The organism is Novosphingobium chloroacetimidivorans (assembly GCF_014204535.1).
In the GTDB taxonomy this organism is placed as follows: Bacteria; Pseudomonadota; Alphaproteobacteria; order Sphingomonadales; family Sphingomonadaceae; genus Novosphingobium; species Novosphingobium chloroacetimidivorans.
Genome location: NZ_JACHLR010000008.1, coordinates 100,828 through 127,204, shown reverse-complemented (window position 1 = coordinate 127,204; position 26,377 = coordinate 100,828). Strand labels below are relative to the sequence as shown.

General features: G+C 64.7%; 20 protein-coding genes. 11 read left to right on the top strand and 9 right to left on the bottom strand.

Going from position 1 to position 26,377, the window contains the following annotated elements:
- Nucleotides 1–6 precede the first annotated feature (6 nt).
- The gene (locus HNO88_RS10870; RefSeq protein WP_184244996.1) at nucleotides 7–1,272 is read left to right on the top strand and encodes an MFS transporter; all 1,266 of its coding nucleotides are present in this window, start codon (nucleotides 7–9) and stop codon (nucleotides 1,270–1,272) included.
- A complete protein-coding gene (locus tag HNO88_RS10865; protein ID WP_184244994.1) occupies nucleotides 1,265–2,788 on the top strand; it encodes a GH39 family glycosyl hydrolase in 1,524 nt (507 codons plus the stop codon). The genes HNO88_RS10870 and HNO88_RS10865 overlap by 8 nt, the downstream gene beginning before the upstream one ends.
- Before the next feature lie 39 nt (nucleotides 2,789–2,827).
- Here the strand turns inward: HNO88_RS10865 and HNO88_RS10860 are convergent, their stop codons facing one another.
- Together HNO88_RS10860 and manD are read right to left on the bottom strand one after the other, a co-directional pair.
- On the bottom strand, nucleotides 2,828–3,736 hold the full coding sequence (locus tag HNO88_RS10860; protein ID WP_246381557.1) for a sugar kinase: 909 nt from the start codon (nucleotides 3,734–3,736) through the stop codon (nucleotides 2,828–2,830).
- Nucleotides 3,737–3,748: 12 nt separating this feature from the next.
- Nucleotides 3,749–4,957: a D-mannonate dehydratase ManD gene (gene manD, locus HNO88_RS10855; RefSeq protein ID WP_184244992.1), complete on the bottom strand. Its 1,209-nt coding sequence runs from the start codon at nucleotides 4,955–4,957 to the stop codon at nucleotides 3,749–3,751.
- Nucleotides 4,958–5,083: 126 nt separating this feature from the next.
- Between manD and HNO88_RS10850 the strand changes: the two genes are divergently transcribed.
- Genes HNO88_RS10850 through HNO88_RS10840 form a run of 3 tightly spaced genes read left to right on the top strand, consistent with a single transcriptional unit; the run spans nucleotide 5,084 to nucleotide 8,659 of the window.
- Nucleotides 5,084–5,821, top strand: coding sequence for a FadR/GntR family transcriptional regulator (locus HNO88_RS10850; RefSeq protein WP_184244990.1), 738 nt, complete (start codon nucleotides 5,084–5,086; stop codon nucleotides 5,819–5,821).
- A gap of 4 nt (nucleotides 5,822–5,825) precedes the next feature.
- Nucleotides 5,826–7,226, top strand: a complete 1,401-nt coding sequence (uxaC, locus tag HNO88_RS10845) for a glucuronate isomerase (protein WP_184244988.1) — start codon at nucleotides 5,826–5,828, stop codon at nucleotides 7,224–7,226.
- A 17-nt stretch (nucleotides 7,227–7,243) separates the two neighbouring features.
- Nucleotides 7,244–8,659 carry a mannitol dehydrogenase family protein gene (locus HNO88_RS10840; protein WP_221419956.1) on the top strand — a complete coding sequence of 472 codons (1,416 nt, stop codon included), beginning with the start codon at nucleotides 7,244–7,246 and terminating at the stop codon, nucleotides 8,657–8,659.
- Nucleotides 8,660–8,697: 38 nt separating this feature from the next.
- Here the strand turns inward: HNO88_RS10840 and HNO88_RS10835 are convergent, their stop codons facing one another.
- Complete coding sequence (locus HNO88_RS10835; RefSeq protein WP_246381555.1) at nucleotides 8,698–9,027, bottom strand: hypothetical protein; 330 nt, start codon at nucleotides 9,025–9,027, stop codon at nucleotides 8,698–8,700.
- Between the two features lie 308 nt (nucleotides 9,028–9,335).
- Here HNO88_RS10835 and HNO88_RS10830 point away from each other — a divergent pair, with 308 nt between their 5' ends.
- Nucleotides 9,336–11,900: a beta-glucosidase gene (locus HNO88_RS10830; RefSeq protein ID WP_221419955.1), complete on the top strand. Its 2,565-nt coding sequence runs from the start codon at nucleotides 9,336–9,338 to the stop codon at nucleotides 11,898–11,900.
- 608 nt (nucleotides 11,901–12,508) lie between these two features.
- On the opposite strand, the gene HNO88_RS10825 is transcribed toward HNO88_RS10830, so the two are convergent.
- Nucleotides 12,509–15,067 carry a TonB-dependent receptor gene (locus HNO88_RS10825; protein ID WP_184244984.1) on the bottom strand — a complete coding sequence of 853 codons (2,559 nt, stop codon included), beginning with the start codon at nucleotides 15,065–15,067 and terminating at the stop codon, nucleotides 12,509–12,511.
- Nucleotides 15,068–15,250: 183 nt separating this feature from the next.
- Nucleotides 15,251–15,478, bottom strand: coding sequence for a hypothetical protein (locus tag HNO88_RS22025; RefSeq protein ID WP_221419954.1), 228 nt, complete (start codon nucleotides 15,476–15,478; stop codon nucleotides 15,251–15,253).
- Nucleotides 15,479–16,051: 573 nt separating this feature from the next.
- Here HNO88_RS22025 and HNO88_RS10820 point away from each other — a divergent pair.
- The gene (locus HNO88_RS10820) at nucleotides 16,052–19,462 is read left to right on the top strand and encodes a glycosyl hydrolase (RefSeq protein ID WP_312857053.1); all 3,411 of its coding nucleotides are present in this window, start codon (nucleotides 16,052–16,054) and stop codon (nucleotides 19,460–19,462) included.
- Nucleotides 19,463–19,467: 5 nt separating this feature from the next.
- Here HNO88_RS10820 and HNO88_RS10815 read toward each other — a convergent pair whose 3' ends face one another.
- Entirely contained in the window at nucleotides 19,468–20,001 is a 534-nt protein-coding gene (locus HNO88_RS10815; RefSeq protein ID WP_184244981.1) for a TetR/AcrR family transcriptional regulator, read from the bottom strand.
- Between the two features lie 247 nt (nucleotides 20,002–20,248).
- On the opposite strand from HNO88_RS10815, the gene HNO88_RS10810 reads away from it, so the two are divergent.
- From HNO88_RS10810 to HNO88_RS10795, 4 genes are all read left to right on the top strand, one after another.
- Entirely contained in the window at nucleotides 20,249–21,490 is a 1,242-nt protein-coding gene (locus HNO88_RS10810) for a cytochrome P450 (protein WP_184244979.1), read from the top strand.
- Between the two features lie 27 nt (nucleotides 21,491–21,517).
- The gene (locus tag HNO88_RS10805; protein WP_184244977.1) at nucleotides 21,518–21,838 is read left to right on the top strand and encodes a 2Fe-2S iron-sulfur cluster-binding protein; all 321 of its coding nucleotides are present in this window, start codon (nucleotides 21,518–21,520) and stop codon (nucleotides 21,836–21,838) included.
- Nucleotides 21,839–21,895: 57 nt separating this feature from the next.
- A complete protein-coding gene (locus tag HNO88_RS10800; protein WP_184244976.1) occupies nucleotides 21,896–22,714 on the top strand; it encodes an SDR family NAD(P)-dependent oxidoreductase in 819 nt (272 codons plus the stop codon).
- Nucleotides 22,715–22,868: 154 nt separating this feature from the next.
- Nucleotides 22,869–23,348, top strand: coding sequence for a VOC family protein (locus HNO88_RS10795; protein ID WP_184244974.1), 480 nt, complete (start codon nucleotides 22,869–22,871; stop codon nucleotides 23,346–23,348).
- Between the two features lie 112 nt (nucleotides 23,349–23,460).
- Here HNO88_RS10795 and HNO88_RS10790 read toward each other — a convergent pair whose 3' ends face one another.
- From HNO88_RS10790 to rhaI, 3 genes are all read right to left on the bottom strand, one after another.
- On the bottom strand, nucleotides 23,461–24,096 hold the full coding sequence (locus HNO88_RS10790; protein WP_184244972.1) for a 2-dehydro-3-deoxy-6-phosphogalactonate aldolase: 636 nt from the start codon (nucleotides 24,094–24,096) through the stop codon (nucleotides 23,461–23,463).
- Entirely contained in the window at nucleotides 24,093–24,962 is an 870-nt protein-coding gene (locus HNO88_RS10785; RefSeq protein WP_184244970.1) for a 2-dehydro-3-deoxygalactonokinase, read from the bottom strand. The genes HNO88_RS10790 and HNO88_RS10785 overlap by 4 nt, the downstream gene beginning before the upstream one ends.
- A gap of 102 nt (nucleotides 24,963–25,064) precedes the next feature.
- Nucleotides 25,065–26,354, bottom strand: coding sequence for an L-rhamnose catabolism isomerase (gene rhaI, locus HNO88_RS10780; protein ID WP_184244968.1), 1,290 nt, complete (start codon nucleotides 26,352–26,354; stop codon nucleotides 25,065–25,067).
- Nucleotides 26,355–26,377: the final 23 nt, after the last annotated feature.

Below are 26,377 nucleotides of genomic sequence, written 5' to 3'. Positions count from 1 at the left end.
CTTGGCGTGAAGAAAACGATCCGAAATCTACGCTGGTGGATCATCGGCCTAGTCACGCTTGGCACCATCCTGAACTATCTCGCCCGGTCGACACTGTCCGTGGCAGCGCCCAGCTTGAAGGCCGAGTTCTCGATGAACACGGAACAGTACAGCTGGATTATTCTCGCTTTCCAGGCATCCTACACCATCATGCAGAGCGTGGCCGGCGCCATTCTCGACGCCCTGGGCAACCGGCTTGGCTTTTTCCTGTTCGCGGTCGGCTGGTCGGTATCCAACATGGCGCATGGACTGGCGACCGGATGGCAGAGCATGGCGTTCTTCCGGGGGATGCTGGGCGCGACCGAGGCCGCCGCCATTCCCGCAGGGACGAAGACGGTGGCGGAATGGTTTCCAGCCAGCGAACGCCCTCTCGCGACCAGCGCATTCCAGATGGGCACCAGCGTGGGCAACATGGTCGCCCCGCCCCTTGTCGTCTTCTGCATCCTGCAATGGGGCTGGCAGTCGGCTTTCTTCGTCACCGGGCTGCTGAGCCTGGTCTGGGCGGCCTTGTGGTGGTTCGGATACCGAGCGCCCGAGGACCATCCACGCCTCTCCGCCGCCGAGAAAGCCAAGATCGAGGCAGGACGTTCTGACCAGGATGCGCCGGCGCAACCGGCAAGCCGCAAGGAGGTGCTGCGGTCGCGCGTGTTCTGGTCGATCGCGCTACCCCGCTTCCTGGCGGAGCCGGCGTGGCAGACATTCAACTTCTTCATACCGCTCTATCTCGTGGCGGTATGGAAGCTCGACCTCAAAAGCATCGCGCTATGGGCATGGCTGCCCTTCCTGGCTGCCGATGCGGGGTCGCTGGCCGCCGGCCTCTTGCCTCCGGCACTGATGCGTCGCGGGGTTGGCATGATCGCATCGCGCAAGGTGACGATGACGGTAGGTGCGATCTGCATGATCGGGCCCGCCTGCATCGGCTTCGCCACCTCGCCGGCCGTCGCCATCGCCCTGTTCTGCGTCGGCGGATTTGCGCACCAGATGCTGAATGGAGCGCTTATCACCTTGTGCTCCGACCTCTTCGACAACCGTACGGTGGCGACGGCGAGCGGCATGGCCGGAACGGTCGCATGGGTGGGCGGCATGATGTTCACCTTCATCATCGGCCAAAGCGCCGACCGGTTCGGCTACAATCCGTTGTTCGTGGCGCTTGCCATGCTCGACCTCATCGCGGCGGCGGCCCTCTGGTCGCTTCTCGTCCAACGCAGCTCCAAGGAGCCAAAGCATGTTTGATCGTCGGACTTTTCTTGCCACGACCGCGGCGGGTGCGGCCTTGGCTTCGGCGCGAGGCGCCTCCGCCGCGACGATGGCCCGCGTTGCCGTTGAGGTCAACACACGCGAGCGGATCGGAGATCTTCCCCACGTCTGGGAAGAATGCGTCGGATCGGACCGCGCGGCGATCACACTGCGCGAAGAGTGGCGCGACGACTTGCGCCGGGGCGTCGCCGAAGCCGGCTTCAAGCGCGTGCGCTTCCACGGCATCTTCAACGACGAGCTCGGCGTCTTCGGTCGCGACATCATGGCGATGCAGCGCAAGGACACCGGCCCCAACTGGCTCAACCTGTTCCGCGTCTACGATGGCCTGATCGCCAACAAGGTCGCGCCATTCATCGAACTCGGATTCATGCCCTCGCGCCTCGCATCGGGCACCCGCACCTTCGGCTTCTATAACGCCAACATCACGCCACCGAAGTCCGATGTCGAATACGGCGCGTTCATCAAAGGCTTCACCGCCGCGCTCGTCGATCGCTATGGCATCGAGGCCGTTCGCGAGTGGCCGTTCGAGGTGTGGAACGAGCCCAATCTCGCCTTCTTCTGGAGCGGCGACAAACAGCGCTACTTTGATATGTACAAGGCGGCGGCGACAGCGATCAAGTCGGTCGATCCGCGCCTGAAGGTCGGCGGGCCAGCGACGTCGAAGACGGCCTGGCTGGGCGACTTCGCCGCCTGGTCCTCGGCCAACAATGTGCCGGTCGATTTCGTCGCCACCCACGTCTACGCGGGCGACAACCAGAAGGAGGTCTTCGGCGACGGCCCCACGCGTTCGATCAACGACGTCATCCCCGATGCCATCGCCCAGGCCCGCCGGCTCATCGACAGCGGTCCTTTGGCGAACAAGCCGCTCTGGCTGTCCGAGTGGTCTTCCGACAGCCCGGCCATGATCGTGCATACGATCGCCAATACGATGCAACACTGCGCAGGCCTGTCACAATGGACGCTGAGCGGCATGTACGAAGAGCTAGGCGTCGACAACTACATGCTCAAGGAAGGCAGCATGGGGTGGCCGATGATGATCAGCGGCATCGCGCGCCCGTCCTTCAACACCTATCGACTGCTGCACCGACTTGGCATGCAGCGCCTCGCCGCCAAGGGCCCCGCGCTCGCGTCGCGAACGGCCCAGGGCAAGACATCGGTGCTGGTATGGAACCTTGCCGAGGTCGCCCAGCCCGGCGGCATCCCGGGGATGACGGCGGACCGCAACGTACGGGGCGAGACCAAGACCATTGATCTCACCTTCAGCGGCGTCAGCGCCGGCAAGCCCGTCACTGTCAGCTATGTCGATTGGGAGCGCGGCTCGCCCCTGCCGGCATGGCGCGCGATGGGATCGCCGCAGTATCCCAAGCCGGATCAGATCGCGGCATTGCGCCGCGCCTCGCAACCCGTCTCGGAACGCCTGAGGCTGAGCCGCCAGTCGACCTTGAGCCTCGTGCTGCCTCCTGAAGGCTTGGCGCTGGTCGAGTTCGACTGAGCCGGCGCGACGACGGCTTCCTGCCTGATCGCGCGTGCGTCAGTAGGGAGCTTCGTCGTCCCGGGGAGGGATGGCGCCGAAGCGGGTGATGACCCATCCGGCAAGCCGATGCCCCTGCTCAGCCGCCACATCCGGGCTGGAGCCATCCAGACGAGCCTGGAGGTAGGCAGCATTGAACGCGTCGCCCGCACCACTCGTGTCGACAGGTGCCAGCACCTTGGGTGGGACCGACCACGATCCGTCGGGCAAGCGGCAGCCGTCGCCACCTTGCTTCACGACGACCTCGCCGCATCCCAGACCCGACCAATGCGCCGCCACTGCGTCCGCGTCACGCTCGCCCGAAAGCTGCGCTTCGTCGTCGTAAGTGGGTAGGCCGATGTCCGCGTGGGCGATGGCCTCGTCGCGCGTTGCCATGGCCTCCTCGCGCGAAGCCCACAGCCGCGGCCGATAGTTGCCGTCGAACGCGACGCGCCCTCCTGCCGCACGAACCTGGCTTGCAATGTCGAGCAGCATCCGGCGACCACTCTCCGGCAGGATCGCGAGCGTGATGAGCGAGAAGTACAGCAGGTCGCTGCGCGCCGCAGCCGCCGCCAACCGGCCACTCTCCGGCAGCTCGAACAGGCGGCGCGCGGCACTCTGTCCTCGCCAGTAGGCAAAGCTGCGTTCACCGGCTTCGTCGACCTGGATCGCGTAAAGCCCTGGCTCACGGGTTGGATCGCTGAGCAACAGCGAGCAATCCAGGCCCTCGGCCTCCCAACCGGCACGCAAGCGAGCACTGAACGCATCGGTGCCGAGCGCGCTGGCAAACGCCACGTCGCCGCCGAGCCTCGCCAGGTGGATGGCGGAATTCAGCGTATCCCCGCCGTGGCCGAGGTCCCAACCGCCTCGAGCCCGCGGCGCGAGCTCGAGCATGCCCTCACCTACGATGGTGATGCGCTTACCGACCATCTCGCGGCCGCCTCACCAGTTCCACATCGTGCCGTCTTCCAGCCGTGCAACGGGCAGGTAGGCGCGCTTGTAGGGGTACTTGGCGGCAAGGTCCTCGTCGATGTCCACGCCGTGCCCCGGTGTCTCGCCGCAGTACAGGAGACCATCGGCGAAGTGATAATCGTGCGGGAAGACCGCATCGGTCTCCTCGGAGTGGCGCATGTATTCCTGCACGCCGAAGTTCGGCACCCAGGTGTCAAAGTGCAGCGCGGTACCCATGGTCACCGGCGACAAGTCTGTGGCGCCGTGGCAGCCGGTGCGGACCTGATAGAGGCTGGCAAGGTCGGCGATACGGCGCAAGTGCGTCACCCCGCCGGCCCCGACGATCGTTGCGCGGATGTAGTCGATCAGCTGGTTCTCGATCAGGTCCTTGGCGTCCCAGATCGTGTTGAAGATCTCACCCACAGCCAGCGGCGTCGTGGTGTGCTGGCGCACGAGGCGGAACGCCTCCTGGTTCTCCGCCGGGGTGCAGTCCTCCAGCCAGAACAGCTGGAAAGGCTCCAGCCGCTTGCCGAGGGTAGCCGCCTCGATCGGGGTATACCGGTGATGGCCGTCGTGCAGAAGGTGATGGTCGAACCCGTAAGTGTCGCGCAGCTTGGCGAAGAGCTTGGGAACGTAGTTGAGGGCCTTGCTCGTGTCCCAACCCGTGACGGAGGGCAGCGCCGCGTCCGCCGGCTCATAGTAGAGCTTGCCGCGTCCGACGCCATAGGCATCCTTCACGCCTGGAACGCCGGTCTGCGCGCGAATGGCCTTGTAGCCCATGTCGATGTAGTGCCCCACCGCATCGACCGTGGCCTCGATGTCCTCGCCGCTGGCGTGACCGTAGACCATGACGCCATCGCGGCTGCGGCCGCCGAGCAGCTGGTACAGCGGCATGCCCGCCATCTTGGCCTTGATGTCCCACAGCGCGACGTCGACCGCCGCGATCGCCCGCATGGTCACGGGCCCGCGGCGCCAGTAAGCACCACGATAGAGGAACTGCCAGATGTCCTCGATCCGTCGCGGATCGCTGCCGATCAGGCACGGAATGACATGCTCTTCGAGGTACGAGACAACCGCAAGTTCACGGCCGTTCAGCGTCGCATCGCCGATCCCGTAAACGCCCTGGTCCGTCTCGATTTTCAGCGTGACGAAATTGCGCCCTGGGCACGTGACGATGACCCTCGCCCGCTCGATCTTCATCTTATTGTGTTTTCCCTCAGCTGGATCGCCATGTATTGACGGCCATCGTGACGGCTGCCATCTACCGGTCAGCTTATTGGTCAGGCCAGTTAAAGGCAAGCCTTCATCTGCGGGAGTTTTGAGACAATGAGCGAGCGCCTGTATCAGGACCTGGCGCGCAAGCTGGTGGATGAGCTCGCGAGCGGACAGTACCCCGTCGGCTCGCGCCTGCCCGCCGAGCGCGAGCTGGCGCTCGCCTACGGTGTCAGTCGCCCAACGGTGCGCGAGGCGACCATCGCGCTCGAAGTGCGCGGGCTTGTCGAGGTACGTCTGGGATCGGGCACGTACGTCGTGCGTCTGCCGGATCATGAGCCGGCCACCGGCTTCGACGTATCGGCCTTCGAACTGACGGAGGCGCGTTTCCTGTTCGAGAGCGAGGCGGCTGCCCTGGCAGCGGCGCAGATTACCGACGAGGAGATTGCCGAGATCGAGGCGCTGGTCGCGGAGATCGCTCGCGAGAACCAGGATCCGGGAGGTACCGACAAGGCCGACCATGCCTTTCACCTGGCGATCGGTCGGGCAACCCGCAACCAGGCGGTCTACGAGACAATCGAGCGGCTCTGGTACTTGCGCCACAACTCGCCAGAAGCGGCTCTGCTGCACGAGAAAGCCCGCACCGCGAACGTGAAGCCCGTCGTGGACGAGCACACTGCGGTCCTTGAGGCACTGCGCCAGCGCGATCCTGCCGCCGCGAGGGCGGCCATGCGCAACCACTTGTCCGCCGTTCTCGAAAGCCTGCTGTTCGCCACTGAGGAGCGCGCGCTCAAGGCCGCGCGCGCCGAAGTGCAGGCAAAGCGATCACGGTATATGAGAGCGACGGGCTGAGATCATGACGACAGCACTTGAACTGCATCCCGACCGGCTGTTGCCGGCCGACGGGCCGACCCGTGCCTTGGCCCGCCAGCTTTACGCAACCGTAGCTGACCTGCCGATCATCAGCCCCCACGGGCATACCGATCCGGCCTGGTTCGCATCGAACGACCTCTTCCAGGATGCGACCGCGCTGCTGTTGCGGCCCGACCACTATCTGTTCCGGATGCTGTACTCGCAAGGCGTGCAGCTGGAGGACCTGGGCATCGGCGGGAGCGGCGCGGACCCGCGGCGATCGTGGCGGATCCTGGCGCAGAACTATCACCTGTTCCGCGGCACGCCTTCGCGCATGTGGCTCGACTGGGTCTTCGCGGAGGTCTTCGGCATGAAGGTGCGCCTGAGCGACGAAACGGCGGACCTTTACTACGACACCATCACCGATGCGCTCGCGACCGAGGCGTTCAGGCCGCGCACGCTGTTCGAGCGCTTCAACATTGATGTGATTGCCACCACCGAGAGCCCGGTCGATACGCTGGAGCATCATAACACGATCCGCCAGAGCGGTTGGAGCGGCCGCGTCATCACCGCTTATCGCCCCGATCCCGTCATAGATCCGGAGTTCGAAGGCTTTCGCGACAACCTGGACCGCTTGGCCGGACTGACGGACGAGGATTGCCACACCTGGTCAGGCTACCTTGCCGCGCACCGCCAGCGGCGAGCCTTCTTCGCGCAGATGGGCGCCACCAGCACCGATCATGGCCATCCCACCGCACGTACCGCCGATCTGCCGGTGGACGAGGCACGCGCGTTGTTCTCCCGCGTTCTGGCGGACGAGGTATCGCCCCAGGATGCCGAGCTCTTCCGCGCCCAGATGCTGACCGAGATGGCGGCGATGAGCCTGGACGACGGGCTCGTGATGCAGATCCATCCCGGCAGCTACCGCAACCACAATCGTGAGCTGTTCGCGCGCCTTGGTCGCGACAAGGGCGCCGACATACCGGTTCGCACCGAGTACGTGACTGCCCTGCAGCCTCTGCTCGCACGCTTCGGGAACGAGCGCGACTTGTCGATCATCCTGTTCACCTTGGACGAGAGCACATACGCGCGCGAACTGGCGCCCCTTGCCGGGCATTACCCATGCCTGAAGCTGGGCCCGGCCTGGTGGTTCCATGACAGTCCGGAGGGCATGCGCCGGTTCCGCCGGATGACCACCGAGACTGCGGGCTTCTACAACACGGTGGGCTTCAACGACGATACGCGCGCCTTTCTGTCTATCCCTGCTCGCCACGATGTCGCGCGGCGGATCGACTGTGGGTTCCTTGCCGAACTGGTGATGGAGCATCGGATCGAGGATTGGGAAGCGGCAGAGCTCGCCACGGCGCTGTCCTACGACCTCGCAAAGAAAGCCTATCGACTGTGAGGCTGAGTTCCGAAACTTTGAGCATTCTGGCAGGCAGCGCCGAACGGTTTGCCTATGACCGCGATGCGCAGGCGGTCGGTATCGTGCACCTCGGAATCGGCGCGTTCCATCGCGCCCATCAGGCCTGGTATACCGATCTGGCGCTAGACCGCGGCGATTGCGATTGGGCGATTACCGGCGTTTCGCTACGCTCGGGCGACGTTGCCGATCAGATGAACCCGCAGAATGGGCTGTTCACGGTCACCGAACGCGACGGCGCAGGCGAGCGCAACCGCGTGATCGGGTCCATACGCAACGTGCTCGTCGCGCCCCGGCAACGGGAGGACGTCTTCGCTGCACTCGCCGCGCCCGGGACGCGGATCGTCAGCCTCACCGTGACCGAGAAGGGATACGCCCGGAAAGCGGATGGCAGGCTGGACTTCGATCTTGCGGCTGGCGGCTTCTACCCGCTCGTGGCCGAAGCTCTCGAGCGCCGGCGCAACGCTGGTCAGCCCGGCCTCACGCTGATGAGCTGTGACAACCTGGCGGCGAACGGCCTGCAGCTGCAGCAGCTGATGACCGAATATCTCGCTCAGGAACGCCCCGAACTGCTGCAGTGGTTCGAGGACGCCTGCACTTGCCCTTCGACCATGGTCGACCGCATCGTCCCGGCGACGACCGCCGATGACCGCGCCGCGCTCGCAGCCCGCATCGGAGTGAGCGACGAAGCGGCGGTGTTCACCGAACCCTTCACGCAGTGGGTTGTCGAGGATCGCTTTGCAGCCGGACGGCCACGCTGGGACGTGGTCGGCGCTCAGATGGTGGCAGACGTGGCCCCATATGAAAGCGCGAAGCTGCGGTTGCTCAACGGCGCGCACTCCGCGCTCGCCTACCTGGGCCTGCGTCGCGGACACACGTTCGTCCACGAGGCGATCGGCGATCCTGCCATTCGTCCGCTGGTGGAGGAACTGATGCGCCGGGAGGCCGCACCGACCGTGGCAGCCGCGCCTGGGCAAGACCTGAGCGGCTATGCCGACTCACTGCTCCTGCGCTTCGCCAACTCGGCACTGAACCATCGTCTTGCGCAGATCGCGATGGATGGCAGCCAGAAGATACCCCAGCGTTGGCTGGAGACGTTGGCGGCTGCATCGGTAGAAGGTCGCAGGTGCCCCGCCATCCTGACCGCCCTCGGCGCCTGGCTAAGCCACGTGCGCGGGGACAATGGACCAGTCGACGATCCGCTGGCCGGGACGCTCGCCCGGCTCTGGAGCGAGGCAGGAATGTCTGGGATTGTTGGCGCGGTATTCGGACGATCGGGCGTGCTGGCATCCGAGTGGACGCCCGATGCGTATGACTGTGGCGAGATCGAGCGGAGCATCGCGGCTAAAAGCCTGACGCATCCGGGCAGCCTTAGCCCTCACTTGACGTCGCTCAATCAGGCATCGGATAAGTAGCGGCGCCCCGGCCCTGAAGAACCGAGGCCGCTTGCCCGTCACTTGGCGGGGAGCGCCGCCAGATCCTTGTCGATCGCCGCCAGAACGTCGTCGGTCAGCATGTCGCTGGCGTAGCCCTGCACTTGCCGAAGCGTCATCGAGCGAGCCATGTCCATCTGTGGATTGTTCGCCATGCCGGGCACATGCTTGACGAGCACGGCCTTGCTGGCGGGATCGTCCATCAGAGCGCCGATCGTCGTATCGGTGGTGTTGTACTTTGCAGCCGCAGTCGCGGCGGACTTGGCGGTTTCAGCCAAGACGGGGCTTGCCGTGATCGTGACGAGCATCGCGCCGAGTACGGCGAAAGCGGCATTCTTGCGGATCTTCATCTCTGTCTTCTTTCCATTGAGTACATGGGTACAAACAGCGTCGCAGCCGAGGCTGATCATGCCAGTCAAGGCGCCCTGCCCGACCAAAAAACCTCGATTTCCGAGGGGCGACAAATGCCCACGATCGCGTGAACTCTATCTGAACTGCAACTCGGAACGCTCCTCAGCGCTAGGGTGACGCATATCACCCCCGATAAATTGGTCAAGCGACGGGAAAGGTTGGCCTAAGGAACAGACGTGCTTGACGGGGCTTGCACGCCATCGTTAAGTCCGCGCGGTCGTTGGTCAGGCCAAAAAAGGGATGAGAGATGCTGCGAGCTCAAGGACGACTGAAGGGCCTTCCCCGTGCCGTGAGCGCGCTGGCCTTGTTGTCGGCATTCGGCGCCACTCCGGGCATCGCGGCGACGCCTGGATCGCCACTGCCGTGGATGGACCAGTCGCTGGTCGCTCGTCAGAATTCTGCCCGCGAGGACGCCGCTCGTGAAGCGCTGGCCGACCGCAGAGCCAGGCTGCTTCTTGCGGCCCTCACGCTGGATCAGAAGATGCAGCAGCTGACCGGTGCCGCGCCCGAGCTGCTGCCGGAGCTTCCCGAATGCTTTGGCGCGCGCCACGTTTCCGGCATCGCGGATCTCGCCATTCCGACGTTCCGCATCAGCAACGGCCCTGTCGGCGTCGGCCAGAACGACTGCGTCGCGCGCAGCGTTTACGATAAGGTCAAGGACGATCCGAGCCCTTATGCGAAGTACGTCGCCTACACCCACCCGAGCTCGGCACAGGCGACGGCAATGCCATCCGCCATCGGCGTGGCGGCCTCGTTCGATCCCCAGGTCGCGGCGCTATTCGGCAAGCGCATCGCGCGCGAGATGAACGACCTGGCGCTTCATGTCTTCGAGGCACCCGGCGTCAACATCGCGCGCCTGCCGATCGCCGGGCGCAATTTCGAATATTTCGGCGAGGACCCGTTCCTGTCCGGTTCGATGGCGGTGGCTGAGATCGGCGCCATCCAGGATGCGGGTCTGATCGCGATGGCCAAGCACTACATCGCGAACGAGCAAGAGACGAACCGCCAGACGATCCGCGAAACGATCGACCAGCAGACGCTGCGCGAAATCTATCTCCTGCCGTTCGAGATGGCGATCAAGACTGCGAAGGTCGGCGCGGTGATGTGCGCCTACAACTACGTGAACGGCGTGTCTTCGTGCGAGAACAAGGCGCTGCTGACCGATGTCCTGCGCAAGGACTGGGGCTTCACGGGGTACGTTCAGTCCGATTTCTTCGCGATGAAAAGCACCGTCCCCACCCTCACCGCGGGCATGGACCACGAGATGCCGCTGCCGCAGCTGTGGTCGAAGGACAAGCTGACCAAGGCGCTCGCGGCCGGGCAGATCCAAGTCGCCGACATCGATCGCGCGCTGCTGCGCCGCTACACGCAGATGTTCAAGGCCGGCATCTTCGACCGCAAGCTGCGCCAGCAACCGATCGACTTCGCAGCCGGCGGCAAGGTCGCGCGCGAGATCGGCAGTCGATCGGCCGTGCTTCTGCAGAACAACGGCGCGCTGCCGATTGCGAGCGATGTGAAGTCCATCGTCCTCGTCGGCAAGGCAACGCAAGTCTACGCGCAACAGGCAGTTGCCGGCGGCGCCCTGACGGGCCAGCCGCTCGGAGCCGGCGGGGGAAGCTCCGACGTGGTACCGAACTACACGGTCACTCCTGCCGAGGGATTGCGCAAGGCTCTTGGCGAACTCGGCAATGCCGACGCCAAGGTCCGCCTTGTCCTGGTAGACGACGCCAACAGCTCGGCCTCCATCGATGGCGCGCAGACCACCTTCGACGCGGCCTTGCAGGAGATCGCGAAGGCCGACAGCGTCGTGATCATGGCCGGCACGATCTCCGAGGAAGGTGCGGACCGGGCCACTTTCACCAGCGGCAATGGCAAGGTCCTGGCAGCCAGCGCCGCGGCCGGAAGCAGCCTCGACTGGTATGCCGCCAAGCCGAACCTCATCGCCACCAACGATCCGAAGACCAATCCGGCACAGAACAGCGGCACCGTGGCGATGGTCGACCGCATCCTGGCTGCGCAGACGGCGACTGGCCGATCGATGGCCGGGAAGACGGTCCTGGTGCTGAAGGACAACGCTGGCCCGTCCCTGCCACGGAAGCTGGTCGGGAAGACGGGACCCGCCATTCTCGAGACCTGGTTCCCGGGACAAGAGGACGGCAACATCGTGGCCGATGTCCTGTTCGGGCGCACGAACCCGTCGGGCAAGCTGCCGGTGACGATTCCCTACGAGGGCACCGGTTTCCTTGATGCGATCGACGCCGTGCAGTTCCCGGGCACCACCGCAGGCGCCTCGAAGGATCAGACGGTCGACTATGCCGAGAAGCTGCACATCGGCTATCGTTGGTACGATGCCAATGTGAGCGGCCGTTGCGCCGTCGTCGGCGGGATCAATCCTTGCGTGGCGTTCCCGTTCGGCCACGGCCTCAGCTACACCGACTTCGCCGTCGGTAAGCCAAAACTTTCACGCGGCGGACCGTCGACAGGGTGGACCGTCACCACCAAGCTCACCAACCGCGGCAAGCGGGCGGGCGCGCAAGTCCTGCAGGTCTATGTCCAGCTTCCCGCAGAAGCCTCGACGCTCGGCGCAAAGCAACCGCCCCGCCGCCTCGTCGGCTTCGGACGCGCCGAGCTGAAGCCAGGCGCCAGCCGCTCGGTCACCGTCCGCCTCGACCCGAAGGCCAGCAACCATCCCTTCGAGGTATGGAGCGAAGCGCGCAAGAGCTGGGTCGCGGTCCCGGGATCTCACAAGATCTGGGTCGGCACGTCCTCATCGGAAGATGATCTGCAACTCGCAGGCTCGATCGCCTTCTAGAGCGTCCTCACATTGAGCGAAGACGCTCTAGGTTTTGGATGCCGCATTTTCCGCGCCATTGACCGTAAATGGTCAACTTGAAACCGCTCTAGCGGTTGATCCACTCACGTCCTTGCGGCAACCGTCCGCGCCCTTGCGCAACCTTCCATGAGAGTATGCTCGGTGAAGGCCGCAGGGGCGTGAAGCGGTTAGTGACCTGGTCCCGCCGTGCTCGATCGGCCTTGAAGAACCGCTCTGCCCGGTACCCACATAGATCGGTGGTCGGTCCGGTAGACCAGACGCCGTGATTGCCGGCTTCGCTTCACTTTTCAGCGTTTGGTGGGGGAGTAACCGCTCCTCTGGAGCTTACTCGAGTTGCGTGGATGCGAAGCCCGCGCCGGACCTTGCATCAAGCGCCCTCACGCTGAACGCAGGGTCAAGCCTGCGGATGCCGCACCCGATCCAGCAATACTGAACCATAGCCTAGCTGAGCGCGCTGTGCTGCCTGCTCACGCCCGTTAGCTCATCCCGATGGCTTTCGCCCGTCTCGTGCAGCATCCAGCACAAGAAAGGCCGGCCACGCAAGGTGCGTAGCCGGCCTTCATTTTGTTTACGCTCGGGTGTTGGTTCTAGCGCGCTCCGAATGCGTAGCGCACGAGGAGACCGAACTCACGCTGCGGGGTGTAGCCCACCTGGTTGTAACCGGACGCCGGCTGCGGGAAGAAGCTGTTGGCGCTCGCTGCGGAGACCGGAGCCACCGCGTTGAACGACGTGATCTGCTTCGTGTTCAGGAGGTTGTTGGCGAAAGCCGACACTTCCCAGCTGCCGTCGTCGCCGCGCACACCCAAGAACATGTTGAGCAAGCCATACTTGTCGATGACCACGGCATCGCTCGCGTATGGATTGTCCGGGTAGTAGTTGAAGCTACCACGTACGAAGCCTTCGAGACGATCCGAGATCGGTGCGACGTATTCCGACTGAACGGTCAGGTTCCAGCGCGCGCTGCGCGAGATCGATCCGTTGGATTCGCAGCGGGCGACAAGCCGTCCGGCGTTGATGAAACCTTGCACGGTGGCCACGCCGTTGTCGGGCGTCCCGTCGAAGTTGCTGTCGTTGCAAGGCACGACTGCGTTCTTGAGGTTCGCCTTGGACCACGTAAAGCCGAGGTTGACGTCCCACCGCGACGTGATCTTCACGTTGGCTTCGACATCGATGCCCTTCACAGTAGCGTCCGCGCCGGTCGTGAATTCGGCCGAACTGATGGTGCTCGTCCCCGGATTGGCCGCATCGGTCACGCTCAGGAACTGCACCGGCTGCGTGTAGTAGAAGAAGTTATCGAAGTCCTGCTTGAAGACGGCGACGTTCAGACGGACGCGACGATCGAGCAAGCTGGCCTTGAAGCCCGCTTCGTAAGTGGTGGAACGCTCGTCGTTCTGGAACACCAGGTCCTCGATCGAACCCAGATCCCGTCCGCCCGCTTGCGTGCAGCACGACAGCAGGCTGGTCAAGCCGATGCGCGGACCGGCACTTCGGAATGCGGTGCCGATATTGCCGTAGACCATGAAGTCCGGCGTGAACTTGTGCGAGAGCGAGACGTTGTAAACGAACGGCTTGTAGCGAGCGCGTCGATCGAGGTCTTGCAGCGACGCACCGGGAATGGTGATATCGCAAGCACCCGGATAGACGGGGCTCGCCACCGCCCCAGCAAGCGCCGGGCTCAGGGCGCCCAAAGCTGCGCATGGCAGAAGGCCACGGGTCGGATTGGCGATCGCGTTGAACGCAGGCAACAGGTCGATGGTGAAAGCATCGTGGCGCTTGAAGTCGATGTAGCGTCCGCCGACCGAGAGTTCGGTTTTCTCTCCCAAGTGCGCGGTGATGTTACCGAACACCGAACGCTCGCTTTCGACCGCATCGAGATTGATGGCGGTTTGCAGCAGGTAGCGCCGGACCGGATCCCCAGCGCGCGGCGCGGTACCGGGAGCGCCGAAGGAGCCGCTCAGCAAGCGTGCCGGCGCGTTGACGTCCGAGACCGAAGGACGGCGCGAGTAGAACCCACCCACGACGTAGTCGAACATGCCGAAAATACGCTCTTGCGAACTGAGACGAAGCTCGTGCGAATGCCCCTTGTCGCTGTTGGTGGCGGTCTGGAAATACTCCCCCCCGCGCACGACATTCGCCACGTCCTGAGGCGAGATGGAAACCTGCGAGCCCTTGCGGTACGAACCTACGTAGCTCAGCTTCGAGGCGCCGATCGTCCAATCGATTTGCCCGATGATCATGGACTGCTCGATCTTGCCGTTGTTCGGGCGATCCGTGATCGCCAGTCGGTCGTCGCCATCGATCGCCGGTCCGTTCAGGCCATTGCCCAAGCCGACAACCTGCGTGAAGGTGCGTGTCTTGGACCAGAGCTTCTGGCCGACCAAGGAAATCGTCAGATCTTCGTTGGGTTGGAACAGGATCGACCCGCGCACCGCCTCGGTCCGCGTGAACGGATCGATCGGGATGCTGGCGCTGGTCACGGCATTGGCGCGATTGTGGTCGAGCGAGCCAGCGATGCGGACCGCAAGCACGTCCGTGATCAGCGGCACGCCGACGCCGCCCTGGAAGTTGACATTGCCCCGGTCGGTGCCGCTCAAGCTGGCGTAGCCGCCGGCCTCGCTGAGATCGGGACGCCGGGTCGTGATGGTGATCGCGCCAGTGGGAGCGGAGCGCCCGCGCAAGGTGCCTTGGGGCCCCTTGAGGACCTCGACCTGGCCGATATCGAACAATGCCTGCGTCGCGCCAAGGCCCACGCCGGTCGGAGCGTCGTTCAGGTAGAACTGCACGACCGGGTTGGCGTTGGAAACCTGGAAGGTCGGAACGCCACGGATCGACGAGCTGGAACCGAATGCACCGGCGGTCGAGGTGCCGCCCTCGATACCGATACCCGGAACGACTTGCGTCAGGTCAGCAGCGTTGTTGAGGCGCAGCTTCTGGATGGTTTCGCTGGTCACCGCGTTGATCGTCTGCGGCACGTCCTGAAGCGCCTCACCGCGTCGGCGGGCCGTGACGATGATCGAGTTATCGGCGGAGATGTCTGCTTCGGCACCCGTCTCGACGGTTTCCTGAGCCATTGCCGGCGCGGGCGCATAGCCTAGCCATGCGCTTGCGACCGACGCAAGCAGCAAACGGTTGTAAACCTTCCTCATATCCGGATCCCCCATTTATTCCGACATGCTCTCGTGATTGTCGGAGCCGTCAAACCAGCGCCAATTATTGGCCATACCAGTCTGCTAGCGCCATATGGACGGGCCGTCAATTTGCCTTGCGCCCCATAATCTGTTTTCCTGACGGACACGCTGCGCCAGAATAGAACGCTGCCGACGCTGAAGCTATCTTACCGGCTTCTGCACAACATAGCCTCTCGCGAACGGACTATCGAGCTGGCATGCGCGTCCGCATCGGGTTCCCAGCTGAGATAGCAGCTCGGAAGAGATGCGCGGATCGGTGGTGCGCTCGTCCATCGTCGCGCCACGTGTGTCGTGTGGCGAGGTGATGTCGGAAACGTGCAGGAGTGTGCTGCCTTCATTGCCGCACATGGCAGTGACCAGGTCGACCATGATCCACTCGGTGCCAGCCAGACGCGCATTGCCTGGCGCCTCTGTCGCCACTCCAACGCCGTCACAGCCGGATTGTGAATCACCTTCTTGCGCCTGTCCGGTTAGATCTTCGACGAGAGAGCACTCGGGTGACCGCGCGAGCGCAGCGCGTCGATACGCGGCATCCCGTAGAGAGCCATGCCCATGCAGAACATGAGATCTACAAGCAAGCTGGGCAAATCCATCCCGACACCGGTACTCTCCTGCTACGAAAGGATGGCTGCGTCCTGAATTATGCTTCCGTGCGCTTCGGTCAGGCCAATCGTCTTGCGTGTGGAGTCCGGTGGTCGCATAGTGATCGCCGCAGTCAGGAGCACGTGTTCGGGAGTGGAGGCATGAGTTTGCGTCGGTGCGCGCGAGGAGGCACTGCGAGACGGTCGCAGGCGTCGATCGGCTCGGTCGCGACCGTGACGACCAGGCGGTCGCATGGGTTGGAAAGCACTCGCCACCGCCCCCTCTTTGCGCGCCGCCAGGTGCCGTTCGACAGACGAGGATAGGATATTGATCAAGAACCCGCCCCTGAGGCGCCTTCGCGTGTCGCTCGCCATCGCCACCGCGCTCACCGCGCCACCCTTGCATGCGCAATCCGTGGCGAGCGCCGGCGGGTCAGACAGTCCAACGTCCGCCGCGCAGCCGACGCTCGAAGCGCAGTTCCGCGACCCGCCGAGTTCTGCGCGTCCACGCGTCTGGTGGCACTGGATGAACGGGAACATCACCAAGGACGGGATCACCAAGGATCTCGCGTGGATGAAGCGCGTCGGCATCGGCGGCGCGCAGGCCTTCGATGCCAACCTCAAGACGCCGCAGATCGTGGACAAGCGGCTCGTCTATATGTCGCCAGAGTGGAAGGACGCGTTTCGCTTCGCCGCACAGGAAGCGCACAGGCTCGACCTCGAATTGGCCGTGGCGTCGTCGCCGGGCTATTCCGAAACGGGCGGCCCATGGGTGCCCCCGCAGGACGCGCTGAAGAAGCTGGTGTGGAGCGAAACGGCGCTGCAAGGCGGCAGGCCCTTCCGCGGCAAGATCGCGCAGCCGCCTTCGGTCACCGGGCCGTACCTCTCCCTCAAGGCCGATACCACGGGCGGACGGGAATTGAGCGGAGGCGAGGCGCTGCCGCTTCCCGCGCCGACTTACACAGACGTGGCCCTGCTCGCGGTGCCTGAGATGAGTGGTCGAGGTCGGACGCCCTCGACGGCAGCCATCCCGGTTTACGCCGATGGCGCCGGCAAGCCGCTCGATGGCTCCGCGCTGACGGACGACAGTCTCGAAAGCGCCATCGAGATCGCCAGGCCCACGAGCGGATCGCCGGTGCTCCAGGTCACTTATGCCAAGCCGCAGACGATCCGCTCCGCGTCGGTGTTCATGCCGGGCACGGGCAACCTGTTCTTCGGTGGCTCCATGCTGCCCGAGCTCGAAAGCAGCGCGGACGGGAGCACATGGAGCCGCGTCGCGACGCTGCCGACGCAGCTTGTCCCGACGACGGTGAGCTTCCCCGCGGTGACCGCGCGGCACTTCCGGATCGTCTTCGAACGCGCGCCGAGTGGAGCGCTCAGCTTCGCACCTCCGGCACCGGGGGTCGACCTGGCGGTGATGGCCGGCGCCGGCGCCAGCATGTTGAAGCCCAAGCCGCTACTGGTGGCCGATCTGCGGCTGTCGGCGAAGGACAGCGTCGATCGCTTCGAAGCCAAGGCCGGCTTCGCAGTCGTCCCCGATTATTATGCCCTCAGTCGGGACGTACCCGATGGCCCGGGCATCGCCCCCGCACAGGTCATCGATCTGACCGGCCGCCTCAAGCCCGACGGCACCCTGGACTGGACGCCGCCACCTGGCCGCTGGACGGTCCTGCGCCTCGGTTCCTCGCTGGTGGGCACCATGAACCATCCGGCAACGCTGGAGGCGACCGGCCTGGAAGTGGACAAGTACGACGGTCCGGCGGTCCGCAGGTACCTCGATCACTACATAGGCATGTTCAAGGACGCCGCCGGCGCCGAGTTGGTCGGCCGGCATGGCCTGAACGCGCTGCTGACCGACAGCATCGAGGTCGGGGCTTCCAATTGGACGCCCCGTCTTGTGGAGCAGTTCCGACGCCTGCGCGGCTACGATCCGCTTCCATGGCTGCCCGCGCTCACCGGCACGATCATCGGCTCGCGCGCGCGCAGCGACCAGTTCCTCTACGATTTCCGGCGCACGCTGGCCGACCTCCTGGCGAGCGAACACTACGGCACGCTGGCACAAGTCGCGCATGAGAACGGGCTCACGGTCTATGGCGAGGCACTCGAGAACGGCCGACCGTCGCTTGGGGACGACCTGGCGATGCGGGCCCATGCAGATGTGCCCATGGGCGCCTTGTGGACGTATCCACGCAAGAGCGGCCCTCGCCCTGCCTACATCGCCGACATGAAGGGTGCCGCCTCGGTGGGGCATTTGTACGGCAGGGCCGCAGTGGCGGCGGAGTCCATGACCTCGCTGCTGGCACCTTGGGCTCATGGCCCGGCCGATCTCAAGCGGATCGTCGACCTAGAGTTCGCGACGGGCATCAATCGTCCGGTCGTGCACACATCGGTTCACGTGCCGGTCGACGACAAGCAACCTGGCTTGGCGCTCTCGATCTTCGGTCAGTATTTCAACCGCAACGAAAGCTGGGCGGAACTGGCGCGTCCGTGGGTGGACTACATCGCCCGGAACTCCTTCATGCTGCAGCAGGGCAAGAACGTCGCCGATGTCGCCTACTTCTACGGCGAGGAGGCGCCGCTTTCGGCGCTTTACCAGGACAAGGAAGTGGCCGACGCGCCACGCTCCGTCGCCTATGACTTCATCAACGCGGACGCGCTGACCCAGATCTTGACCAACGATGGCGCGGACCTTGTGACCCCTGGCGGTGCGCGATACCGGGTGCTTTATCTGGGCGGCACGTCGCGTCACATGACCTTGCCGGTGCTGCGCAGGATCGCCGCGCTCGCGGAAGGTGGCGCGACGATCGTCGGCCTCAAGCCATCAACGAACCCCAGCCTGGCAGGCACCGCGGACGAGTTCTCGGCGCTGACGGAAAAGCTGTGGCCGGCCGGTGGTGTCGCCCACATCGGGCGCGGGCAGGTCATCGCCTCCAACGACATCGAAGCCGCGCTGGTTCAGGCCGGAGTGAAGCCGGACTTCCGCATCGAGGGCGGACAGGCAGACACCCAGGTGCTGTTTGTGCACCGCCGGCTGGCCGATGGCGATAGCTACTTCCTGTCGAACCGAAAGGACCGCGCAGAAACCTTCTCGGCGCACTTCCGGGTCAGCGGCCGCGTGCCCGAGCTGTGGCATCCCGAAACCGGCACCTCGGAACCACTCAGCTATCGCAGCGAAGGCGGCGAGACGATCGTCCCCCTGTCGCTCGCGGCGGACGAGGCCGTGCATGTCGTGTTCCGCAAGCCGGCCAACGCCCCGGCACTAGCGATCAAGAAGGTCGCCCCTGTCGAGATCGGCCGCATCGAGACACCGTGGACGGTCCGTTTCCAGAGCGGCCGAGGCGCACCCGCACAGGCGCGGTTCGCCAAACTCGCGCCCCTCGACGAGAACACGGACCCTGCCATCAAGTACTTCTCGGGTATCGCCACTTACACCAACACTTTCACCACGCCGCGAGGTTGGAAGCGCGGGCAGCCGCTCTGGCTCAACCTGGGCGAGGCGAGGGAAGTGGCCGAGGTCAAGCTCAACGGGCAGCCAGCCGGATATGCGTGGCATGCGCCCTATCGCGTCGATATCGCGGCCTTGGCGAAGCCGGGGCGCAACAAGCTGGAGATCCGCGTCGCGAACCTGTGGGTCAACCGCATGATCGGCGACAGACAGCCCGGGGCGGAGAAAGTCACTTGGACCGCCTCGCCGACTTACACCGCCAAGGCTCCGTTGCGTCGCTCCGGTCTGATCGGTCCGGTGTCGTTACAAGGCATCGCGACCCCATAGGGCCTTCAATCGCGCGCCTGCAACTGGTCGAGGCACCATTGAACGAGTGCCCGCGTCTCGCTGTGACCGCCGGTTATGCCAAGGGACGTTTCCATCCCCAGGATGGCTCCGACGCAGGAAATCACCATGGTGAGCGCAAACGGGTTGAGGACACCGGCCGCTTCATCATCGGTACGCAGGGCGGCGCCTACTCGCGCCAGCCCTTCGCGCCGGATGCGTTCGCCGAATGCAACCGTCTCCGCACGGATGGCCGCGTTGTGGTTGGCGAGCGCCATGTACTCGACCGTCAGCGCTGCCTGGGATGGTTCTGAGTGGACCTCCCAAAGAGCCTGAAGCGGTCGATCCGATTGCAGTGCTTCGTCGATCCGGCCGCTCACCTGATCGATCCGCTTGCGATAGGCGGCCAGCAACAGGTCATCCATGTTGGGAAAGTAGTAGAACACCAGTTGGTGCTTGAGGCCGGCCGCCTCGGCGATGCTGCGCGCCGACAGGGCCGCATAGCCCTGTTCCATCATCACCGTCTCGACGGCGTCGATCAATAGCGATCGTGTTGCGGAGCTCTCCAGCCCCATTCTCCGATTTGCCGCCATGCCGTTCTCCCGTGCCTGCCCGTCAGCTCCTTTCCGCCGCGGCGCTCCGCTGCACAAGCCCGCTTGCAACGGCTGAACCGTGTTGACGGCGGTTTGCGCTCGATGCTAACCAAGTGGTCAGCGGGTCACCTGCGGTGCAAGGCCGAAGGTGACGACAAGCAAAAGACACGGTCAACGCGCCGTGGAGGAGAGGATCATGCAGACTCTAGCGCAGCTGAACCTGCCGCATCTCGCAGTCGAGGACGCGGCCTTCGCCGCCGATCCGGTCAGCCACTTTCGGGAAGCGCGCAAGACGAACCCCTGGATCGCCGCTTCGGACATCGGCTATTGGGTGCATGACTATCAGGCGATCCGCGACCTGCTGTCCCAGGACGATAAATTCCGCCCGGCCTATGACGGCATTGTCGAGATCATGGGGGCGCGCGGCACGCCCTGGGGCCGTTTCACCGAAGAGCAGCTGATCTCCCTGCCTCCAGAACAACACGCCGCCCTGCGCACGACGTTCGCCAGGAAATTTACCCCGCGCTTCGCCAATCAGTTGCGGCCGATGATGCGCGAGACCATCACCCGCATGCTGGACGAGTGGGCTCCCAGGGAACGGTTCGACTTCGAAGAGTTCGCGGCCAACTTCCCGATCACCATCATGTTCACTCTCGTCGGAGCGCCGGTCGAGGAGATCCCGGGTATCCGGTCCAGCCTCGAGACGCTGGGCCTGGCTTTCAGCATGGACAAGAGCCGCATTCCGGAAATCCACGAAGGGTACGAGCGGCTCGAGCGGCTGGTCCAGCGCATCATCGCCGAACGTCGCGCCAGCCCTGACAAGGGCACGCGGGGCGACTTGCTGGATCTGCTCATCGAAACCGGCGACGAAGGCAACGTGCCTGAGCGCCAGCTGCAAGACCTTGTGATCTTCTTCTTCGTCGCCGGGTACGACACGTCGAAGAACGTTCTCACTTACACCCTGCGACTGCTGCTCGACCGGCCCGACCTCTACGAGCGTTGCGCGCGTGATCACGAGTACTGCCGCAAGGTCCTCGACGAAAGCCTGCGACTGTTCAATCCAGGCTCGGTGCCGCGCTTCACGGATCAGGACGTCGTTTATCGCGACGTGCTCATCCCCAAGGACACGATGATCTGGTTCACCCTGAACATTTCCGGGCGGGACGAGACCGCGTTCGAGGATGCGGACACCTTCGATCCGGATCGTGAGATCGACCCGGCCACTCGCCCGATCCCGTTCAGCCTGGGCAAGCACATGTGTCTCGGCCAGCATATCGCCCGGGCGCAATTGCAGGAAGCCCTCCATCAGATCGCCCAACGTCTGCACGATCCCCAGCTGGCGGGCGAATACGGCTGGCGCCCCTACCCCGGCGCCTGGGGCCTCAAGGGGCTGCCGATTGCCTTCACTCCCACCGACAAGACGCCAGAGCCGGCCTGAGGGCCGCGAGCGAGCGGGGACACACTCATGGTGAAAGTGACGTTCGTCCAGCCGGACGGAAGCGAAGAGACGATCGATGCGGCACCCGGCCAGTCGATGATGGAAGCAGCGCAGGCCTCGGGTATTCGCGGTATCGTGGCCGACTGCGGCGGGAATTGTTCGTGCGGAACCTGCCGGGTCTTCGTCGCGCCTGAATGGCGGGCCCGGACCGGCACTGCGAGCGAGCTGGAGCTCGACATGCTCGAAATGCATGAGGAGCGGCAGGACGGCGAGAGGCTGTGCTGCCAGATCACACTGGCCGACGATCTCACCGGCGTCAGAGTGGCCGTTCCGAAGAGCCAGTTCTGACCGGCGCCTGCAACTTCGAGGAATTTCTCGAGTCCAAAGATCAGGGGGAGATTGCCGATGTTTGCCGTCGCGGACGTGACCGACAGGTCGATCAGCGATCTCGTTTCGCTCGCCGGCCGCACCGCTGTCGTGACCGGCGCTGGACGGGGGCTCGGCAAGGCGATCGCGCTGCGGCTCGCCGAGGCAGGAGCAGCGGTCTTGGTCGCCGACATCGACCTCGAACTTGCCCGCGCTGCCGCCGCCGACATCGTTGCCCGCGGGCAGCGCCGGGCGACCGGTATCTTCATGGATGTTGCGGACACCGCATCCGTCCGGGCTGCCGCGGATCTGGCCGTGAGCACTTACGGATCGCTCGACATCTGGGTGAACAACGCCGGCATCTTTCCCAGCTTGCGTGTTGCCGAGATGACCGACCAGGTATGGGATCAAGTGCTCGACATCAATACGCGCGGCGTGTTCGTCGGCTCGCGCGAGGCATCCGTGCGCATGATGGCTGCGGGGCACGGCGGTGTCATCGTCAACATCGTCTCGACCGCCGGCTTCCGGGGCGTTGCGCCAGGGCTCTCCGCCTATGTCAGCTCGAAACACGCGGTCTGCGGCCTTACCAAGCAGATGGCGCTTGAACTCGCGCCTCACGGTATTCGCGTGCTTGGCGTCGCACCGACTTACTGCGTCACTGAAGGCAACCAGATCGCTGCATCCCAAAACCCCGACCGCGCGAACACCGCCGCAGACATTCCCGCGATCGCGAACAGCCGGCTGGGGCGGGTCGGAGTGCCTGACGACATCGCCCGTGCCGTGCTGTTCTGTGCCTCGGACATGTCCATATTCATGACCGGCAGCACGCTCCTGGCGGACGCCGGCGAGACGATCTGAGCGGGGTGGATCGTCGCTGGCTCACGACCCTACCGATGAACGGCCTCCCAAGGCTAGCATGCAGGATCGTCGATCCGGTGTGTGCCATGTCCCCTGAACATCGGCCCCGCGTGAGCCAAACCAACACCTGAACTATGACTAGAGGACACGGCGAATGACTCTGAGCGGCTTCTTCCAGATGGGCTACGTCACCCATGATCTCGACAGAGCGATCGCCGCCACGACGCCGCTTCTTGGCAGCGCCAAATTCGCGACGCTGGATGTGGAACTGCCACTCGCCACGCCAGAGGGCGAGAGAACCATGCAGGTCCGTGTCGCGACGGCCTGGAACGGTTTGCTGCAGGTCGAATTCATCCAGCCAGTGGCCGGACACGTCGGTACCTATACCGCCGTCCTGCCGGTGGATCCCGACGATGCGACGCCGCGCTTCCACCACGTCGCGGTACGACGCGACGATCCGCAGGCCATGCGTCGGGAGATCGAGCAACTCGGGTTGCCGATCGTGTTCGAGACGGGCGGCAACGGCATAACGTCGGCCTTCATCGATGCCAGGGGCCGTATCGGCCACTACCTCGAATTCGTGGCAGCGAGTCCGGACGGTTGGGCCTTGATGGGCTGGCCCGCCGCCGCGTGACTCGATGATGTGCCCGAGGCTCGTGGAAAGACCAGCTCATGCCCGCGACGCTCCTCCTCCGAGCCATGGCGAGGAGGAACGGCTGATCAATGCGCGAAAGAGCAGAGCTTGATCATTCTGACGCAGCCAACTCCTTCCAGGCGGCGATGAAGGCGCGCGCTCTGGTGGAGATCTCCTGCGCGGTGATCCCGGCCGTGTAGAGCGCCGAGCCAAGGCCGTAGCCGTTGGCCCCTGCCACGCGCCAGGGCCGCATCGTGTCGGGCGTGACGCCACCGACCACGAGCAGGGGAACGTCCTTGGGAAGAACGGCGCGCTGGGCCTTCACCACGGCCGGCGATGCAGCCTCGGCCGGGAACAGCTTCAGGCCGCTCGCGCCTGCGGCCAGCGCCGCGAACGCCTCGCTCGGCGTGAAGTAGCCCGGCAGGGAGACAAGGCCCCGTGCGGCGCTCTCGCCGATCACGGAGACGTTGGTGTTGGGCGAAACGATCAGGGTGCCGCCCGCGCCCTGCACGTCGGCGACCTGCTCCACGCTCAGCACCGTGCCCCCGCCCACGATCGCGACGTCGCCCAGCCTGCGCGCCAGACGCTCAATGCTGACCAGCGGCTCGGGTGAATTGAGCGGAACTTCGATGAGCGTGAAGCCCGCCTCGACCAGGGCGTCGCCCGCTGCGTCGACCTCGTCGGGGCGAATACCCCGAAGAATGGCCACGAGCGGCAGGGCGGCGAAGGCGGAGGCGAAATCGGTCATCGCATGAGGTCTCTGATTCGAGTGATGCCCGCAACGAACGAGGCATGGCTGTCGACGACCACGGCTTGTCCGCCAACACTGGTGATCGCGGCGGTGTAGAGGCGCGAGAGCAGGCCGTCAGCAAGAAGATGCACCGTCTGTCGCGACTGACGGAGACGCGCGCGACAGTCGCTACCGATCAACAGACCGCTGACATAGGCGGCGGCCTCGCCCGGCTTGCGCCTTCCCAGCACGGATGCTGCACGCACTCCGAAGAGCGCGGCAAGCAGATCCTCGTCGGCGCTGGCGGCAACGCCTGCATCGAACGATGCGTCGGCATCGACCTCGCCGCCCATCTCGCTGCCGATCAGGGCGTGGGCTTTGAGCACGGCGAACATCTCGCCCGTCATGGCGGTCGTGAAATCGATCAGGGCACCTTGCTGCAGCGTAGCCCACTTGTTGTGCGTACCCGGCTGGCAGATCATCGCATCCATCGGCGCAAGTCCGGCGGCCACGGCCCCCAGCAACTGCACTTCCTCGCCCCGCATGACGTCCACCCGGCTCGACGTGTCGACGCTAACGCCCGGGACGATCGATACGCCGGGCTCGGACTCCACCACCGCCGCCGCCAGGATCTCGATCGTCGCCGGGCACGCGACATAGCCCGCATCGTACCAGCCGCGGTTCGATCCCACCATTCCTGCCATGAGCACGGGCAGGCTGCCGAACCGGTCACGCAAGGCAGCCACTTGAGCGGGAAAGCCGCCGGGAGGCACCGAGAGCACCCCCATCTCGTCCCGTTCCGAGGATACTACGTGCCCATTGTCGATGTGGTAGGCCCGGCGATTGGTTGTCCCCCAATCGACCGCGATGAAAGCGTCGCTCACAAGATCACCGCCAGGCTTTGCAAAACCGCATACCCTTCACCGTCGAAGCGCCAGCAACGCGTTTGCGAGTGCCGATGGCTGTCGCACGACATGCGGTGACGATCAGACGATGCCTGCCCCCAGGCCAACCGCCTTGCGCTCCTGCGCCTTGCGGTCGCGCCAGCGGCTTGCGCGATAAGTCGCCAGGACATCGATGGCCCCGCCCGCCTCCACTCGCGCCTTGGCCAGAATGGGCGCGACGTCGACGTTGTAGGCGCGGCGCAAGGCCTGGAACGCCATCATCGTGTCGTTGGCTTCCTGCGCGGCATGAAGCGCATCGCGGTCGACCAGCAGCGCCTTGGCGAAGCACTGGCCGATCGCTTCGGCCGAGGACAGCATCGATTCGATCGGATCGGTCACGTTGTGCGACTGATCGATCATGTAGCTGGGCTTGAAGCCCTCGCGCGGGTTCAGCTCGGCCTCGACCAGTTCGTTAAACACCAGGAAGAGCTGGTGCGGATTGATCGAGCCGGAATCGAGGTCGTCGTCGCCATACTTGCTGTCGTTGAAGTGGAAGCCGCCCAACTTTCCGAAGCGATGGAGCCGCGCCACGATCTGCTCGATGTTCACGTTCGGCGCATGATGGCCAAGGTCGACGAGGCACTTGGCCTTGGGACCAAGCTCCTGCGCGGCGAGGATCGAGGAACCCCAGTCGTTGATCACGGTCGAGTAGAAGGCAGGCTCGAACATCTTGTGTTCGAGCAACATGCGCCAGTCATCCGGCAGAGCGGAATAGACCTCGCTCGCCGCCTCGAGATAGCGGTCCAGGCTGCGGGCAAAATCCTGCTGGCCGGGGAAGTTGGTGCCATCGCCCACCCAGACGGTCAGGTCGGTGGAACCCAGCTGACGGCCGATCTCGATGCACTCGATGTTGTGCTCGACGGCCTGCGCCCGGGTTGCCTCCACGGTCGAGGACAGCGATCCGGTGGCATAAGTCTGCGCCTGCCCGGGCTGGTCCTGGAAGGTGTTCGAGTTCACGGCATCGAACCCCAGGCCGAGATCGGCCGCTTCCTCGCGCAGTGCCTTGTAGTCGCTCACCTTGTCCCAGGGGAAATGCGGGGACACGCGCGGCGTCAGGCGCGACAGCTGGTTGATGACGGCGCAGTCTTCCAGCTTTTCGTGGATGTTGGTCGGTTCACCCGGGATCGGGAACTTGGCGAAGCGCGTGCCGCCACGGCCGGCGCCCCAGCTCGGAACCGCGACCGAGAAGCCGGCGATCCGATCCTTCACCCGGTCGATGTCGATGCCGGTGCGCGCGAGCTTGCGGCCCAGCGCGGTATAGTCCTCTTCCAGCGCCACCAGCTCGCGAGCATTGGCTTCGGCGATCAGTTCATCTGAAATCGGTTTTGTCATTGTTCTGGTCCGTATCGTACGCT

Bases quoted from the DNA above. Each gene is read 5' to 3' on its own strand.
- HNO88_RS10865 (WP_184244994.1), top strand. From the start codon at position 1,265: ATGTTTGATCGTCGGACTTTTCTTGCCACGACCGCGGCGGGTGCGGCC.
- HNO88_RS10860 (WP_246381557.1), bottom strand. From the start codon at position 3,736: ATGGTCGGTAAGCGCATCACCATCGTAGGTGAGGGCATGCTCGAGCTC.
- manD (WP_184244992.1), bottom strand. From the start codon at position 4,957: ATGAAGATCGAGCGGGCGAGGGTCATCGTCACGTGCCCAGGGCGCAAT.
- HNO88_RS10850 (WP_184244990.1), top strand. From the start codon at position 5,084: ATGAGCGAGCGCCTGTATCAGGACCTGGCGCGCAAGCTGGTGGATGAG.
- uxaC (WP_184244988.1), top strand. From the start codon at position 5,826: ATGACGACAGCACTTGAACTGCATCCCGACCGGCTGTTGCCGGCCGAC.
- HNO88_RS10835 (WP_246381555.1), bottom strand. From the start codon at position 9,027: ATGAAGATCCGCAAGAATGCCGCTTTCGCCGTACTCGGCGCGATGCTC.
- HNO88_RS10830 (WP_221419955.1), top strand. From the start codon at position 9,336: ATGCTGCGAGCTCAAGGACGACTGAAGGGCCTTCCCCGTGCCGTGAGC.
- HNO88_RS10825 (WP_184244984.1), bottom strand. From the start codon at position 15,067: ATGAGGAAGGTTTACAACCGTTTGCTGCTTGCGTCGGTCGCAAGCGCA.
- HNO88_RS22025 (WP_221419954.1), bottom strand. From the start codon at position 15,478: ATGGTCGACCTGGTCACTGCCATGTGCGGCAATGAAGGCAGCACACTC.
- HNO88_RS10810 (WP_184244979.1), top strand. From the start codon at position 20,249: ATGCAGACTCTAGCGCAGCTGAACCTGCCGCATCTCGCAGTCGAGGAC.
- HNO88_RS10805 (WP_184244977.1), top strand. From the start codon at position 21,518: ATGGTGAAAGTGACGTTCGTCCAGCCGGACGGAAGCGAAGAGACGATC.
- HNO88_RS10800 (WP_184244976.1), top strand. From the start codon at position 21,896: ATGTTTGCCGTCGCGGACGTGACCGACAGGTCGATCAGCGATCTCGTT.
- HNO88_RS10795 (WP_184244974.1), top strand. From the start codon at position 22,869: ATGACTCTGAGCGGCTTCTTCCAGATGGGCTACGTCACCCATGATCTC.
- HNO88_RS10790 (WP_184244972.1), bottom strand. From the start codon at position 24,096: ATGACCGATTTCGCCTCCGCCTTCGCCGCCCTGCCGCTCGTGGCCATT.
- rhaI (WP_184244968.1), bottom strand. From the start codon at position 26,354: ATGACAAAACCGATTTCAGATGAACTGATCGCCGAAGCCAATGCTCGC.